Source organism: Luteimonas chenhongjianii, from assembly GCF_002327105.1.
GTDB classification, from domain to species: domain Bacteria; phylum Pseudomonadota; class Gammaproteobacteria; order Xanthomonadales; family Xanthomonadaceae; genus Luteimonas; species Luteimonas chenhongjianii.
Genome location: NZ_CP023406.1, coordinates 2,899,128 through 2,911,891, shown reverse-complemented (window position 1 = coordinate 2,911,891; position 12,764 = coordinate 2,899,128). Strand labels below are relative to the sequence as shown.

The 12,764-nt window shown below is 67.0% G+C and carries 17 protein-coding genes; 10 read left to right on the top strand and 7 right to left on the bottom strand.

Annotated elements, in window-relative coordinates:
• Window positions 1-432: 432 nt before the first annotated feature.
• On the bottom strand, window positions 433-1,713 hold the full coding sequence (locus CNR27_RS13150; protein WP_096300659.1) for an alkaline phosphatase family protein: 1,281 nt from the start codon (window positions 1,711-1,713) through the stop codon (window positions 433-435).
• Window positions 1,714-1,870: 157 nt separating this feature from the next.
• Here CNR27_RS13150 and CNR27_RS13145 point away from each other — a divergent pair, with 157 nt between their 5' ends.
• The gene (locus CNR27_RS13145) at window positions 1,871-2,194 is read left to right on the top strand and encodes a hypothetical protein (protein ID WP_096299443.1); all 324 of its coding nucleotides are present in this window, start codon (window positions 1,871-1,873) and stop codon (window positions 2,192-2,194) included.
• A gap of 51 nt (window positions 2,195-2,245) precedes the next feature.
• Here the strand turns inward: CNR27_RS13145 and CNR27_RS13140 are convergent, their stop codons facing one another.
• Window positions 2,246-3,019, bottom strand: a complete 774-nt coding sequence (locus CNR27_RS13140; RefSeq protein WP_096300657.1) for a ThuA domain-containing protein — start codon at window positions 3,017-3,019, stop codon at window positions 2,246-2,248.
• A 105-nt stretch (window positions 3,020-3,124) separates the two neighbouring features.
• Between CNR27_RS13140 and hutU the strand changes: the two genes are divergently transcribed.
• The 3 genes from hutU (at window position 3,125) to CNR27_RS13125 (ending at window position 6,525) form a co-directional block, all read left to right on the top strand.
• Window positions 3,125-4,801, top strand: a complete 1,677-nt coding sequence (hutU, locus tag CNR27_RS13135; protein ID WP_096299441.1) for a urocanate hydratase — start codon at window positions 3,125-3,127, stop codon at window positions 4,799-4,801.
• The gene (locus CNR27_RS13130) at window positions 4,798-5,484 is read left to right on the top strand and encodes a DsbA family oxidoreductase (protein ID WP_096299440.1); all 687 of its coding nucleotides are present in this window, start codon (window positions 4,798-4,800) and stop codon (window positions 5,482-5,484) included. The genes hutU and CNR27_RS13130 overlap by 4 nt, the downstream gene beginning before the upstream one ends.
• A gap of 303 nt (window positions 5,485-5,787) precedes the next feature.
• Window positions 5,788-6,525, top strand: coding sequence for a hypothetical protein (locus CNR27_RS13125; protein WP_096299438.1), 738 nt, complete (start codon window positions 5,788-5,790; stop codon window positions 6,523-6,525).
• A 122-nt stretch (window positions 6,526-6,647) separates the two neighbouring features.
• On the opposite strand, the gene CNR27_RS13120 is transcribed toward CNR27_RS13125, so the two are convergent.
• Window positions 6,648-6,866, bottom strand: coding sequence for a hypothetical protein (locus CNR27_RS13120; protein ID WP_096299436.1), 219 nt, complete (start codon window positions 6,864-6,866; stop codon window positions 6,648-6,650).
• Window positions 6,867-7,174: 308 nt separating this feature from the next.
• On the opposite strand from CNR27_RS13120, the gene CNR27_RS13115 reads away from it, so the two are divergent.
• The 3 genes from CNR27_RS13115 (at window position 7,175) to CNR27_RS15595 (ending at window position 8,023) form a co-directional block, all read left to right on the top strand.
• Entirely contained in the window at window positions 7,175-7,534 is a 360-nt protein-coding gene (locus CNR27_RS13115) for a YciI family protein (RefSeq protein WP_096299434.1), read from the top strand.
• A 63-nt stretch (window positions 7,535-7,597) separates the two neighbouring features.
• Window positions 7,598-7,777, top strand: a complete 180-nt coding sequence (locus tag CNR27_RS15365) for a hypothetical protein (protein ID WP_123831544.1) — start codon at window positions 7,598-7,600, stop codon at window positions 7,775-7,777.
• 60 nt (window positions 7,778-7,837) lie between these two features.
• Window positions 7,838-8,023, top strand: coding sequence for a hypothetical protein (locus CNR27_RS15595; protein ID WP_199730836.1), 186 nt, complete (start codon window positions 7,838-7,840; stop codon window positions 8,021-8,023).
• A gap of 6 nt (window positions 8,024-8,029) precedes the next feature.
• Here CNR27_RS15595 and CNR27_RS13100 read toward each other — a convergent pair whose 3' ends face one another.
• Window positions 8,030-8,929, bottom strand: a complete 900-nt coding sequence (locus tag CNR27_RS13100) for an alpha/beta hydrolase family protein (RefSeq protein ID WP_096299430.1) — start codon at window positions 8,927-8,929, stop codon at window positions 8,030-8,032.
• 95 nt (window positions 8,930-9,024) lie between these two features.
• Here CNR27_RS13100 and CNR27_RS13095 point away from each other — a divergent pair, with 95 nt between their 5' ends.
• Window positions 9,025-9,366 carry a YciI family protein gene (locus tag CNR27_RS13095; protein WP_096299428.1) on the top strand — a complete coding sequence of 114 codons (342 nt, stop codon included), beginning with the start codon at window positions 9,025-9,027 and terminating at the stop codon, window positions 9,364-9,366.
• A 207-nt stretch (window positions 9,367-9,573) separates the two neighbouring features.
• Here CNR27_RS13095 and copM read toward each other — a convergent pair whose 3' ends face one another.
• Window positions 9,574-10,014: a CopM family metallochaperone gene (copM, locus tag CNR27_RS15780; RefSeq protein WP_096299426.1), complete on the bottom strand. Its 441-nt coding sequence runs from the start codon at window positions 10,012-10,014 to the stop codon at window positions 9,574-9,576.
• Window positions 10,015-10,251: 237 nt separating this feature from the next.
• Between copM and msrB the strand changes: the two genes are divergently transcribed.
• Together msrB and CNR27_RS15470 are read left to right on the top strand one after the other, a co-directional pair.
• Window positions 10,252-10,716 carry a peptide-methionine (R)-S-oxide reductase MsrB gene (gene msrB / locus CNR27_RS13085; protein WP_096299424.1) on the top strand — a complete coding sequence of 155 codons (465 nt, stop codon included), beginning with the start codon at window positions 10,252-10,254 and terminating at the stop codon, window positions 10,714-10,716.
• A gap of 92 nt (window positions 10,717-10,808) precedes the next feature.
• Window positions 10,809-11,384 carry a hypothetical protein gene (locus tag CNR27_RS15470; RefSeq protein ID WP_179948186.1) on the top strand — a complete coding sequence of 192 codons (576 nt, stop codon included), beginning with the start codon at window positions 10,809-10,811 and terminating at the stop codon, window positions 11,382-11,384.
• 76 nt (window positions 11,385-11,460) lie between these two features.
• Here the strand turns inward: CNR27_RS15470 and CNR27_RS13075 are convergent, their stop codons facing one another.
• Window positions 11,461-12,120 (bottom strand): serine/threonine protein kinase, encoded by a 660-nt coding sequence (locus CNR27_RS13075; RefSeq protein WP_157745487.1) that lies wholly within the window; start codon window positions 12,118-12,120, stop codon window positions 11,461-11,463.
• Between the two features lie 11 nt (window positions 12,121-12,131).
• On the bottom strand, window positions 12,132-12,641 hold the full coding sequence (locus CNR27_RS13070; RefSeq protein ID WP_245815632.1) for an RNA polymerase sigma factor: 510 nt from the start codon (window positions 12,639-12,641) through the stop codon (window positions 12,132-12,134).
• Between the last annotated feature and the right edge of the window lie 123 nt (window positions 12,642-12,764).

The following is a 12,764-nucleotide window of genomic DNA, read 5'->3' as shown; positions in this document are numbered from 1 at the left end:
GGAGAGGGGTTGGGGTGAGGGCCGCACATCGCAGCAATCACGCACTGCGCCTAAGCCCCTCTCCCTCCGGGAGAGGGGTTGGGGTGAGGGCCCGCAGATCGCCGCAAACTACCCGCAGCCCCAAAGCCCCTCTCCCTCCGCAGCGCCTAAGCCCCTCCCCCCCGGGAGAGGGGTTGGGGTGAGGGCCGCAGCTCCCGCGCACACCACCCGCAGCGCCCGAGCCCCTCCCCCCCGGGAGAGGGGTTGGGGCGAGGCCCGCAGCTCACAGCAAACCACCCGCAGCCCCGAAGCCCCTCTCCCTCCGGGACAGGCGTTGGGGTGAGGGCCGCAGCTCACAGCCAACCATCCGCAGCGCCCAAGCTCCTCTCCCTCCGGGAGAGAGGTGAGGTCGACCTCCGGCAGCCATCACACCCTCCAGCGGATCAGGCGCCCTCAGCGCACCCCATCACGCAGCGCCGGCAGCAGCGTCGCGGGATCACCATCGTTGTCGGCGGGCGTGACGCCCAAGAGGCGGGCGAGCAGCGGATACACATCGACATTGTCGAAGCCGTCCAGCTGCACGCCCTCGCGGAAAGCCGGGCCATGCGCGATGAAGAACGCGCGCATCTCGGGGGCGGCGGGATCGAAGCCGTGCGAGCCGCGCGCGTGCGTCGGCCGCCTGGCCAGTGATGCGCGCGGTACGGCATCCCAGCCCAGATGCATCTGGCAGACGATCGGCGGCACGCGCGGATGCGTGCCGAACTTCCAGCGCGCCGGCAGCTCGCCCTTGCGCCAGCAGTCGTAGCGGGCGTGCGCCCCGAGCAGCCTGCGTTCCACCTGTGCCTCGAAGCCGGGGTTCGGCACGATACCGATCACCTGGCCGGTGGACGTTACCCGTGCCTCCTCGATGGTGACCATGTCCTCGATTGCGATGGCCTGACCGGGCGGCACCTCGGCCATGCCGTGGTCCGACACCAGCACGAGGTTCACGCCGCCCAGCAGCCCGCGCGCACGCAGGCCTTCGACCAGTCGCGCCAGGCCCGAATCGACCTCGCGCATGGCCTGGCGGACTTCCGGCGAGTTCGGCCCGTAGTCGTGGCCGACGGAATCTGGATGCTCGAAGTACAGCGTGGCGAAGGCCGGGCGGCTGGCTTCGGGGGCCAGAAGCCAGCCCAGCACCGTGTCCACACGCTCTTCGATCGGGCGCGCTGCGTCGAACCGGGACCACTGCGTTGGCTGCACGCCGCGCACCGGGGCTTCGCTGCCGGGCCACGACAGCGTGGCGGTGCGCAGGCCGGCGTTCTCGGCGGTCACCCACAGTGGCTCGCCGTCATTGAACCAGGCCGCATTGCCCACCGCGTCGCGGTCCGACAACCGGAACTCGCCCAGCGCTTCGTCGTACATCGAATTGTGGATCAGGCCGTGGCGGTCGGGGCGCAGGCCGGTCACCAGGGTGTAGTGGTTGGGAAAGGTCAGCGACGGATAGGACGGGCGCATCCACGACTGCACGCCGGCGTCGGCGAGGGCGTCGAGGGTGGGTGTATCGCCGCGGCCCAGATAGTCCGGGCGCACGCCGTCGAGCGAGATCAGAAGCAGGGTCGGGTGCTTCGCCGCAGGGCCCGAAAGCGTGGCGGCGGAGGTCGGGAGTTCGGAGATATCGGGCGTGGCGCAGGACGCGACCAGGACCAACAGCGGAAGCAGCGCATACGCGCGCACACGGGAAGCGACAGGCATGTGCACAGGATAACGGCGGTACATGACGGAGCGCAGTCAGCGGCGTGAAGGCTTGCCCGTTACAAGCAGCCCGTGCGGATGTTCATCGGCCAGCGAACACCGCGCCAGCGGCACGGCGTATCGTGGCGGACCGATGGACTGCACCGGGAGGTGCGCGATGAAACATGCATGGTGGACGGCGGCAATCCTGGCCGGCCTTGCGTTCGGCACGGTCTCGCAGGTCGCACAGGCGCAGCAACAGCAGGAAGAAGAGGAAGAGGTGGTGCGCGAGCGCGGACAACAACGCGCGAGCGCGGGCGATCGCTTCTGCATCCGCGAGACCGGCTCGCGCATCACCGCGGCCCGCAATACCCGCTCCAGGCGTGCCGAGCAGGAGTGCGTGAACGGTGGCGGGCGGGTCTATACCCGCGAGGACATCGATCGCACCGGCTCGGTCGATCTCAAGGACGCGCTGCGTCGGCTGGATCCTTCGATCTACTGATCCCACGCTGCATCGAAACGCCCGGTTACGGCCGGGCGTTTCCGTGTCCGCTCAACACTCCGCGCGGCGGCCGGTGGTGAACTCCAGGCCGCGCAGCAGCTGGGCGCGGAACACCGGGTCGGCGTAGAGCGCCGGGTCATGGCCCAGCCCCGTGTACCAGGCCGGTCCGCCGGCATTGCGATGACACCAGGCGATCGGGTGGTCGTCGCCCATGCGGCCGTCGGGATGCGAGGCCGGGTCGATCGAGGCCGTCACCCGCACCCTGGGCCGGGGATTGCGCCGGTAGTCGTAGATCTCGTCGGTCACCTGCCACTCGCGCGCGCCGTCGGGGCCGGCGTCGCCCTCGAACACCACGCGCACCGACTGCAGGCCCTCGGGATGTCGCGCGAACCACGCGCCGACGAGGTCGCCGTACCACGGCCAGGTGTAGCCGCTGTCGGCGGCGGCATGCACGCCCATGAAGCCGCCACCCGCTTCCATATAGCGTTCGAACGCTGCCTGCTGCGAGGCATCGAGCACTTCGCGCGTGGTGCTGTTGAACACCACCGCGGTGTAGGTGGCCAGCGTGGCGTCATCGAACAGCGCGGCGTCCTCGCTCGCGTCCACAGCGATGCCGGCCTGCGCGCCGAGCATCTTCAGCGTTTCGATCGCCACCGGGATCGAATCGTGGCGAAACCCGGCCGTGCGCGAGAACACCAGCACGCGCGGCGCGTCGGGGCCTGCTTTCGATGCGGATGGGGCCGGGGCGGAAGGCGTCGTGGGCGTTGCGCAGGCGGCGAGTGCGGCCGTGCAGGCGGCAGCGAGGAAAACGTGGCGTGGTGTCATGCCGCGAAGGATACGGCGGCGCCGCGCCGGCGCCACGCCGCGGCGCACCAGCCGCCCTGCGGGCCGGTGCGATAATCGCCGCATCGTCTCCAACGGAATGCCGCAATGACCGATGCCTCGCGCCACGATCCGTCCCGCAAGATCCGCGCGCCGCGTGGCAGCGCGCTGACCTGCCGCTCGTGGCTTACCGAGGCGCCGATGCGCATGCTGATGAACAACCTCGACCCCGAAGTGGCGGAGCGTCCCGAAGACCTCGTCGTCTACGGCGGCATCGGCCGCGCCGCGCGCGACTGGGCCAGCTACGACGCCATCATCGAATCGCTCAAAACCCTCGGCGACGAGGAAACCCTGCTGGTGCAGTCCGGCAAGCCGGTCGGTGTGTTCCGCACCCATGCCGATGCGCCGCGTGTGCTGATCGCCAATTCCAACCTCGTGCCGCACTGGGCAACCTGGGAGCACTTCCACGAACTCGACCGCAAGGGTCTGGCGATGTACGGCCAGATGACCGCCGGCTCGTGGATCTACATCGGCAGCCAGGGGATCGTGCAGGGCACGTTTGAAACCTTCGTCGAGATGGGCCGCCAGCATTACGGCGGCGATCTAACCGGCAGGTGGATCCTCACCGCCGGCCTTGGCGGCATGGGCGGCGCGCAGCCGCTGGCCGCGAGCCTCGCCGGTGCGTGCAGCCTCACCATCGAATGCCAGCAGAGCCGCATCGACTTCCGCATCAAGACGCGTTACGTCGACGAGCAGGCCACCGATCTCGACGACGCACTCGCGCGCATCGAGAAGTACACGCAGGCGGGCGAGGCGAAATCCATCGCGCTGCTGGGCAACGCCGCCGAGGTGCTGCCCGAGCTGGTGAAGCGCGGCGTGCGCCCGGACTGCGTGACCGACCAGACCAGCGCCCACGATCCCGTGCACGGCTACCTGCCCATCGGCTGGAGCGTCGAGCAGTGGATCAACGAGCAGACCGCCAATCCGGAGAAGGTACGCGACGCCGCCAAGCAGTCCATGCGCGTGCATGTCGAGGCGATGCTGGCCTTCCATGCGCTGGGCATTCCCACCGTCGATTACGGCAACAACATCCGCCAGATGGCCAAGGACGAAGGCTGCAGCAACGCCTTCGATTTCCCCGGTTTCGTGCCGGCCTATGTGCGTCCGCTGTTCTGTCGCGGCATCGGCCCGTTCCGCTGGGTGGCGCTGAGCGGCGACCCCGAGGACATCGCGAAGACCGACGCCAAGGTCAAGGAACTCATTCCCGACGACCCGCACCTGCACCGCTGGCTCGACATGGCCGCCGAGCGCATCGCCTTCCAGGGCCTGCCTGCGCGCATCTGCTGGGTGGGCCTGGGCCTGCGCGACAAGCTGGGCCTGGCCTTCAACGAAATGGTGCGAAACGGCGAGCTCAAGGCGCCGATCGTCATCGGCCGCGACCATCTCGATTCCGGCTCCGTCGCATCGCCGAACCGCGAGACCGAAGCCATGCGCGACGGCAGCGATGCCGTCAGCGACTGGCCGCTGCTCAACGCCATGCTCAACGTCGCCGGCGGCGCCACCTGGGTGAGCCTGCACCACGGCGGCGGCGTCGGCATGGGCTATTCGCAGCACTCGGGCGTGGTGATTGTCTGCGATGGCACCGAAGAAGCCGACAGGCGCATCGCCCGCGTGCTGTGGAACGATCCCGGCACCGGCGTCATGCGCCATGCGGATGCGGGTTACGACATCGCCAGGACCTGCGCGAAAGAACAGGGCCTCAAGCTGCCGATGGTGCAGGCATGAGCGCCGTGCCCGCCGGCCGCGTGCCGCTGCGCATCGATTTCGTCTCCGATGTCGTCTGCCCCTGGTGCGCCATCGGCCTGGCCGCCCTGGAACAGGCGCTCGCGCGCCTGCCCGACAACGTGGACGTCGAATTCCACGTGCGCCCGTTCGAACTCAACCCGCAGATGGCGCCGGAAGGCGAGGACATCGCCGAGCACCTGCAGCGCAAGTACGGCATGTCGGCCGAACAGCTCGCTGCTGCCCGCGCCAACATCGCCGCGCGCGGCGCCGAGGTCGGCTTCACCTTCGGCGAGCGGCAGCGCATCTGGAACACCTTCGACGCGCATCGCCTGCTGCATTGGGCCGGCATCGCAGGTCGTCAGCTGGATCTCAAGCGTGCGCTGCTGCAGGCGTATCACGGGGACGGCGAGAACGTCAGCGATCACGCAACGCTCGTGCGCATCGCGGCAAGCGTGGGACTGGATGCCGAGCGCGCCGCCGCAGTGCTGGCGTCCGGCGAGTATGCGGACGAGGTGCGAGCCGAAGAGCAGTTCTTCATCCGCAGCGGCATCAACAGCGTGCCGGCGACCATCATCGACCAGCAGCACCTGATCTCGGGTGGGCAGCCGGTGGAGGTGTTCGAAAGGGCGTTGGGGGAGATTGTGGCGGGGAAGGGGGGGCAGGACATTTCGGGCACAGCATAGGAGCGAAAGCCGCTTCCGTCAGGCGCGAACCGCCAGCGGGAGCGGAGAATTCTCTGATACGCACGGAAATGATGCGGATTTTGCAACCCGCCGGCACACGCTTCATGCGAGTAAGCGCAGAGGACGGTTTCCGGGGTGGGAGCCCAAAGGACGCCGTGTCGCCGTCCCCAGCCTTGGAAGAAGCGCCAAGCGGCTCCAAATGCTGGTGGCACTTGGACGGGCTTGGGAAGAGCATAAGAATTGCAGCTCGGAAGGGGGCGTGCCATTCCTCAACGCAGCTGAGATTGGAGGTCGACATTGAATATGGCGACAAGGGAAACAACTGCGTTGCTGGACGTATCGTTGCTGCGCTGGATGACGCAATCCACTCGGGTGAAGACCGCGCACACCATCGAGTCTGAGGGGCGCGCTCAAAAATTCCATGTAGCCCAGGTCCTCCCGCGAGAAATGCCCAAGGGTTGGAAGGCAGAAGAGGTGGCCATCCTGCCGGAACTTTGCATGCTGGAAAGATCGGGTTGGCTGGCTCTGTTCAAGAGCGCCGAGCTGCTCAGTGAAGAGATGCGTGGTTGGCAGGTCGGTCAAGGGCTGGCAGGTGATCTTCTATCGAAGATCAGATTCCGCTATGTCCCATCTCCCATCGAAAGAAGTCGATTGATGTCTTTGCCGTCGAATACTTACAATTCGAAGGAGTGCCAGACAGATTTCTTTAAAATGCTGCTGGAAGCCAATAGGCGCGGCGACCTGCAGAATCTTCGCAGGTGGCCATTAACCAAGTTCGAGCTGCAAAGTGTTGAAGAGTTCGGACGTTTCGCTGAGATCTGCTCATGTCTCACCGAGTCCCAGTACGTCGACGCATGGCACCTTTGGACAGCCGAGCGTAGTGGGATCGATTTTTTTCTGACGTTGGACAAGCGTTTTGTCAATGCGATGACTCGCACGTCACGTGTTTCTCTGCTCTCGCGTCCAATCTATCCGTCAGATCTTGTGGCTATCGCTCGCTGCGATGACCACGATCTTCTTGACATGAAGTCGAAGGAATAATGGGTCCAGAGTCACTTGGCCCGAGTGACGTTTGGCCTGATAGGGTCGGCCTCCCTTCTCTTGGTAGCTTGTCTTCAGAGGGGCAGGTCACCAGCAATAAAGGGTGCGCCGGTTGATCGACGTTACTGGTGCGACACGCCGCCGACAATCCACTCGACAATCGCATCGAATCTTCCCTGATCGAGCGCATATCCACGCTCGACGCGCAGCTCGGTGATGAAGTCTCCGGCGACCCTGGCCACCACCTGACCCGCATCGCGCGAGTATTTGTCCTCGGTCCCCGACACGACCAGCGTCGGGCGCGGGCCGATGGCCGCCAGCACGTCGTGCGTGTCGACCAACTGCGGGAGGCCGGGTACGGCTTCAAACAGGGTGATGCCGGTCTCTTCGCGGCGGCGGGTTTCGAAGCTGCACGCCGCGCTGAACTAACGGGGTCAGGTTCACTTACCTTGGCCAGATAGCGGTGCCAGGTTCACGTACTTGCACGTGGAGCGAATCTGTAGATTCCCCGCCTTAGCGGTCCGAGGTGCATTGACCGAGATCGAGTCCCCGCATCGAGTGCTTAGTGCATCGGGATGTCGATTTGGTCAGGCGTTGATCGTCGTACCAGGACAAGGCGGCATCGATTCGCCGCCAGAAGGAGACGACGATGCGTGTGATGGTGTTGGTGAAGGCCACGCAGGACAGCGAAGCGGGGATGCTTCCCACGCCCGAGATGTTCGAGGCGATGGGACGGTACAACGAGGCGCTGATTGACGCGGGCATCCTCAAAGGCGGTGATGGGCTGAAGCCGACCTCTCAGGGCAAGCGCGTCCTGTTTTCGGGCGCGGAGCGCACCGTCGTCGATGGACCGTTCGCCGAAACCAAGGAACTGGTGGCCGGCTTCTGGCTGTGGGAGGTCGAAGACCTGGACGAAGCGGTCGCCTGGGTAAAGCGCTGCCCGAATCCGATGCCCGGACCGAGCGAGATCGAGATCCGCCCGCTCTATGAGGCATCCGATTTGGGCTGATGGGCTGACGAGGCCTTGGGGCGCGCCCGTGTTGGGACTAGTGGGCTACACACCGCGCCGCTGATGCAGGCGAAGCGGCATCACGGAAATGACATCACCTTCGAGTCCGCGGTACTCGATCCGCTCGCGGCTGAAACCGTGGAAGGCGTCGATCCGGCCGCGCTCGAATGCGAGGGGAGCGGGGGCCGCGAGCCGGAGGCGTTCGCGAAGCATCGAACCGATAGCGTTGTGCATCGCGCATGATAATCCCGCCTGGCGCAAGAGAGAGCCCGCGGCACTGGTTTGCTCTACCGAGGATCACGCATGGCCAAATACCTGATCTCCTTTCCCGCGGCGGCGATGGTCGTGCCCGACGAGCAATGGAACGCTGTCGTACGCGAGTCGCATGCGGTGATCGAAGAGGCGAACAAACTAACGGGGTCAGGTTCACTTACCTGGGCTGCTTGTTCTGAAGGCAGGCGACTAAGTAGCAACGCGTGCGCCAGTTGATCGACGTCACTGGTGCGGCACGCGGCCGACAATCCACTCGGCAATCGCATCAAATCTTTCTTGGTCGAGCGCATGTCCGCGCTCGACGCGCAGCTCGGTGATGAAGTCTTCGGCTACCTTGGCCACGACCTGATCCGCGTCGCGCGAATACTTGTCCTCGGTCCCCGACACGACCAGCGTCGGGCGCGGGCCGATGGCCGCCAGCACGTCGTGCGTTTCGACCAGCTGCGCGAGGCCGGGTACGGCTTCGAACAGGGTGATGCCGGTCTCTTCGCGGCGGCGGGTTTTGAAGCTGCAGACCGCGCCGCTGATGCAGGCGAAGCGGCATCGCGGATCGACGGCGGCGTGGTAGAGCGCCGTGTAGCCGCCGTACGAATGTCCCGCGATTCCCACATGGCGTTCGTCCACCTCGGCTGCGTCGATCAGCACGCTCAGCGCCCGCTGGGCGTCGTCGAGCCCCTTGCGCATCAGCGTGTCGCCGTCCAGCAGGCGATAGCTCATGGCGCTGTAGTGCTGCAGCCAGTCGTAATCGTGCGGCTCCACGCCGCGGATCTCGCCTCGGCGATCCTCGAACGTGAGTGCATCCGGGGCGAGGATGGCGAGGCCACGACGCGCGAGCGCCGGGCCAAATGCCTGGAATGGGCTGCCGACATCGCCGGCGACTTCGCTCTTGCCGAAGTGGAACTCGCCGTTGTGCTGGTGGAAGACCACCACGCCGCCTTGCGCGCGGCGCCCCGTCGGCTTGAACAGGAATGCAGGAATGACGTCGCCTTCGAGTCCGCGGTACTCGATCCGCTCGCGGTTGAAACCGTCGAAGGCGTCGACGCGGCCCCGCTCGAATGCGATGGGGGCGGGGGCCGCAAGCCGGAGGCGCTCGCGAAGCAACGAACCGATAACGTTGTGCATCGCGCATGATAATCCCGCGTGGGCCGAGATCACGCGGCCCGCGCCTGGCGCAAGAGAAAGCCCGCCGCACCGGTTTGCTCCACCGAGGATCACGCATGGCCAAATACCTGATCTCCTTTCCCGCGGCGGCGATGGTCGTGCCCGACGACCAATGGAACGCCGTCGTGCGCGACTCGCATGCGGTGATCGAAGAGGCGAAGGCCGCCGGCGCCTATGTGTTCGCGGGCGGCATCGATGCCGGCGCAGCGGTGGTGCGGGTGTCCGCGGATGGCACGGTCACCGACGGCGGCTACGCAGCGGCGCGGCCCCTCGATGGGGGATTCGCCGTGCTCGAGCTGCCGACGCGTGAGGCGGCCGTGGCGTGGGCGGCGCGTCTGGCCAGGGCCTGCAGGTGCGACCAGGAACTGCGTGTGTTCATGTTCGACCCGGCGTCCTGAGGACGCCGGGCGCGCGATTGCAGTCGCGGTGCGCTCGCTTGCCAGGGGCGGGCCGAGTCAGCAGGCGTATCGCTCGGATCATCCCCAGCGCTGAGCCGTCCGGGTCAGACAGGCCGGCCGACTGTTCCCGCTGCGCGGAAGCTTCCGCCCGTCTGCCGCGACCAGCCCGCCGGCACCCGACGTTGCAGGCGCTCTGGCGGGCCGACCTCAGTGATGCGCGTGCGCGTCGTCGTCGGCTGCGGGCGCATCGGCGGCAACGCCACGTGCCTCCAGCCAGCGCTGCATCATCGCGATCTCTTCGTTCTGCGCGGCGATGACCTGCTGCGCCAGTGCGCGCACTTCCGGGTCCTTGCCGTACTCCAGCACGATCTCGGCCATGTCGATTGCGCCCTGGTGGTGCGGAATCATGCCGCGCATGAAGTCGACATCGGCGTCGCCGGTGAATCCCATCCCCATGCCCGCGTGCATCGCGTCGTTGGCGCGCTTGTAGGCGCGGGTGGCTTCGGAGTCGGCGCTGGCCTCGGCGGCCGGAGCCGTTGCCGTGGACGGAACGGCGTCTGCCGTCGTCTTCGGTGCGGGTGCGGGTGCGGGCGAGCAGGCTGCCAGTGCAGTGGTCAGGGCGGCAAGCGCTGCGAATCGCATCTTCATTGCAAGGGGTCCGTGTTCCGATAGAGCGCGCTAAGTTGCCTGCGCAGCATCGCGCTGTCCAACCCGGGCTCCGGGCCGCGTGCCTGCGATGTGACGTCGGCGGACACTCGGCCCGCCTGGACGGGCCGAAGCAGCGCGTTGCCAGCCGGCCACGCTCTCCCGCCGCTACGGCATCCGACCTTGCATGGATGCGCCGTCGTCACCATCTCGTCCAATCGCGCCTTCCACGGAACTGCCATGAGCCGCTTCGATCTAACGCCGCCCAGCCCCGAACAGCGCGCCGCGCTTGAGGCGGGTCTTTCCGCCGACGAGCGCCGCGTCCTGCTGCAACATGGGACCGAAGCGCCGTTCTGCGGCGTATTCCTCGACAACAAGCGCGAGGGCACCTACTGCTGCCGCCTGTGCGGGCTGCCGCTGTTCCGTTCCAGCGCGAAGTTCGATTCGGGCACCGGCTGGCCGAGTTTCTTCGCGCCGTTCGATGCCGCGCATATCCGCCTGATCCGCGATACCAGCCACGGCATGATCCGGGTGGAGGAAGTGTGCGCCCGCTGCGGCAGCCATCTGGGCCACGTATTCCCGGACGGGCCGTCGCCGAGCTACGAGCGTCATTGCCTCAACTCGGTCTCGCTGTCGTTCGTCGATGCCGGCGAGCCGCTGCCTGATCCCATGCAGCGCGGCGGTGCGGAAGCTGGCAGCGTCTAGAGCGCAGGTTCTGCCGGAAGTCACGGTGACCGATCTCACGCGTACGCAGTCGCCGCCTCCCGCAGAGTCGGCATTCCTCGGGGAGAACTGCGATGCAGCCGGAAATCGAAGTTTCAGCTTGGAGTCGTGCCAGCGCGGCACGGATCTGGATCGTCGTTGCTGTGGCCGTCGCCGAGCTGGCGCACCTGGCGTGGGAACATCTGCACGGTGGCATCGTCAGCCACCATCTGCTTGCCGATCCCGGATTGCCCGCCGTCTGGAACGGCTGGGGCCTGGTGCTGTTGCCGGCGCTGGCCTGGTGGGCGTCGGGTCGGTGTGTCCGCCGGATCGCGCGTCACGATGACAGGCGCCGCGCCATGGTGGGGGGAGTGGCAGGTTTCGCAGTCGCTGCGATCGCCGGTGTGCTTCTGTCCGCGGCGTTCCTGCAGGGGCGCGAGGACCTTGCCAGCCTGGTGCTGTTCTCCGCCTTCGGACTGGCACTGCTGTTGCCCGGCTATCGCGCCGAATGCGTGCTCGGGTTCGTGCTGGCAATGACGTTCGTGTTCGGCGCCGTGTTGCCGCTGATGATCGCGAGCGTGGTGGCTGGTGTTTCGATGCTGGCCCACCGCGTGATCTACCCGGTGGCATCCCGCCTGTGGCGTCGCTCGCGCAGACCCGTGCCTGGGTGATCGCGGCATCCCGTTGCATGGCGCGGCCGAGCCCAGGTCGAGGGCGACACGTTGGCGGGCAGCGCGGCTGCCCAGCTCAGTGGGCCTCGAACTCGGCGATTTCGGCAAGCATGCGCCTGCTGCGGCGGATACCGTCGGCGCCGTCGCCGCAGGCGCGTGTCTCGGCATCCGGTGCTCCGAGGATGCGCCGGTAATGACGAATGGCGTAGATACCGGTCGCGATCAGGCCGGCCGCACTGATCGCGAGGCTCCACACGATCCATGACGGCGTGCCGGCGCCGGGCTGGATGCGGTCGAGGCCGGCGACTGCGACCACGACCGGCAGCCACATGATCCACCAGGGCAGTCCGCAGATCGCGGAGTTGAGCGCATAGGCCCGCAGCAGGGTGGCCAACCGTCGCTGGATCTGCAGCACCGGCGCGCTGTAGTCGACGCGCGCAGCGAGCACCAGAGCCGATATCGCGCCGATGATGTTGATGACGCCGAATGCGTGTACCGCGATGCCGGCGGCCAGCAGACCGGCGATGTCGGGATTGCGCGTCCAGCACATCACGCCCAGCGCGACCAGGCCGAGCCCGAGCAGGCATTGCAGCCAGTGGCCGAGCTTGAAGAAGCGCAGGTGGCTGCGCGCGCGGCCCAGCCGCGTCTCGCGCAGGACCGCCAGCTGCAGCGCGTCGCTGCGGCTGATGCGCGCTTCGAGCGATTGCCAGGCGGCCTTGAGATCGTCGTGTTCCATGGCGGTGTCCTTCACAGTTCGTTGCGGATCCGCTGGCGCAGCCGGCTGATCTTGGTGGCGACGTTGGTCTCGCTGAGGCCGAGGATCTCAGCCATCTCCCGATGGCTGCGGTCGTCGAGGTAGAGCAGCAGCAGGGCCCGGTCGAGCGGCGCCTGGGCGTGTATGAAGCGATGCAGCGCGCGGACCTGTTGCTCGGCCTGCGGGTCGTTGGGCGCAGGATCCTCCACGTCGTGCAGAGCCTCGTCGAACCGCACTGCATGCCGGTGGCGATGTGCCGCATTGCGGACGGCGCTGATCGCCACGTTCAGGGCAATCCGGTACATCCACGTGCTGAAGCGACGCGCGGGGTCGTATTTCGGCCACGCCCGCCACAGCTGGATGGCGATCTCCTGGGCCAGGTCGGCGCGATCGTCGGGGTCGCGGCAGTAGCTCGCGGCCACCGTCGCAACGATGCCGTGGTGCGCTTGCAGCTGCTTCGCGAATGCCTGGCGCTCGTCTTCGATGGGAACCGTCGTGTCCATGGGTTGCCGTGGTGCACCTGTCATTGGATGGTTCGCACACGGGCGGGGAATATCACGGATGCGATCGGCATCCATTGGCGGCGCTGGTGGACGGCCCCCGCGGATGAATCCGCAGCGCCCCTA

Excerpts from the sequence above, each read along its gene's own strand:
- CNR27_RS13150 (WP_096300659.1), bottom strand. The coding sequence starts at position 1,713 with ATGCCTGTCGCTTCCCGTGTGCGCGCGTATGCGCTGCTTCCGCTGTTG.
- CNR27_RS13145 (WP_096299443.1), top strand. The coding sequence starts at position 1,871 with ATGAAACATGCATGGTGGACGGCGGCAATCCTGGCCGGCCTTGCGTTC.
- CNR27_RS13140 (WP_096300657.1), bottom strand. The coding sequence starts at position 3,019 with ATGACACCACGCCACGTTTTCCTCGCTGCCGCCTGCACGGCCGCACTC.
- hutU (WP_096299441.1), top strand. The coding sequence starts at position 3,125 with ATGACCGATGCCTCGCGCCACGATCCGTCCCGCAAGATCCGCGCGCCG.
- CNR27_RS13130 (WP_096299440.1), top strand. The coding sequence starts at position 4,798 with ATGAGCGCCGTGCCCGCCGGCCGCGTGCCGCTGCGCATCGATTTCGTC.
- CNR27_RS13125 (WP_096299438.1), top strand. The coding sequence starts at position 5,788 with ATGGCGACAAGGGAAACAACTGCGTTGCTGGACGTATCGTTGCTGCGC.
- CNR27_RS13115 (WP_096299434.1), top strand. The coding sequence starts at position 7,175 with ATGCGTGTGATGGTGTTGGTGAAGGCCACGCAGGACAGCGAAGCGGGG.
- CNR27_RS15365 (WP_123831544.1), top strand. The coding sequence starts at position 7,598 with ATGCAGGCGAAGCGGCATCACGGAAATGACATCACCTTCGAGTCCGCG.
- CNR27_RS15595 (WP_199730836.1), top strand. The coding sequence starts at position 7,838 with ATGGCCAAATACCTGATCTCCTTTCCCGCGGCGGCGATGGTCGTGCCC.
- CNR27_RS13100 (WP_096299430.1), bottom strand. The coding sequence starts at position 8,929 with ATGCACAACGTTATCGGTTCGTTGCTTCGCGAGCGCCTCCGGCTTGCG.
- CNR27_RS13095 (WP_096299428.1), top strand. The coding sequence starts at position 9,025 with ATGGCCAAATACCTGATCTCCTTTCCCGCGGCGGCGATGGTCGTGCCC.
- copM (WP_096299426.1), bottom strand. The coding sequence starts at position 10,014 with ATGAAGATGCGATTCGCAGCGCTTGCCGCCCTGACCACTGCACTGGCA.
- msrB (WP_096299424.1), top strand. The coding sequence starts at position 10,252 with ATGAGCCGCTTCGATCTAACGCCGCCCAGCCCCGAACAGCGCGCCGCG.
- CNR27_RS15470 (WP_179948186.1), top strand. The coding sequence starts at position 10,809 with ATGCAGCCGGAAATCGAAGTTTCAGCTTGGAGTCGTGCCAGCGCGGCA.
- CNR27_RS13075 (WP_157745487.1), bottom strand. The coding sequence starts at position 12,120 with ATGGAACACGACGATCTCAAGGCCGCCTGGCAATCGCTCGAAGCGCGC.
- CNR27_RS13070 (WP_245815632.1), bottom strand. The coding sequence starts at position 12,641 with ATGGACACGACGGTTCCCATCGAAGACGAGCGCCAGGCATTCGCGAAG.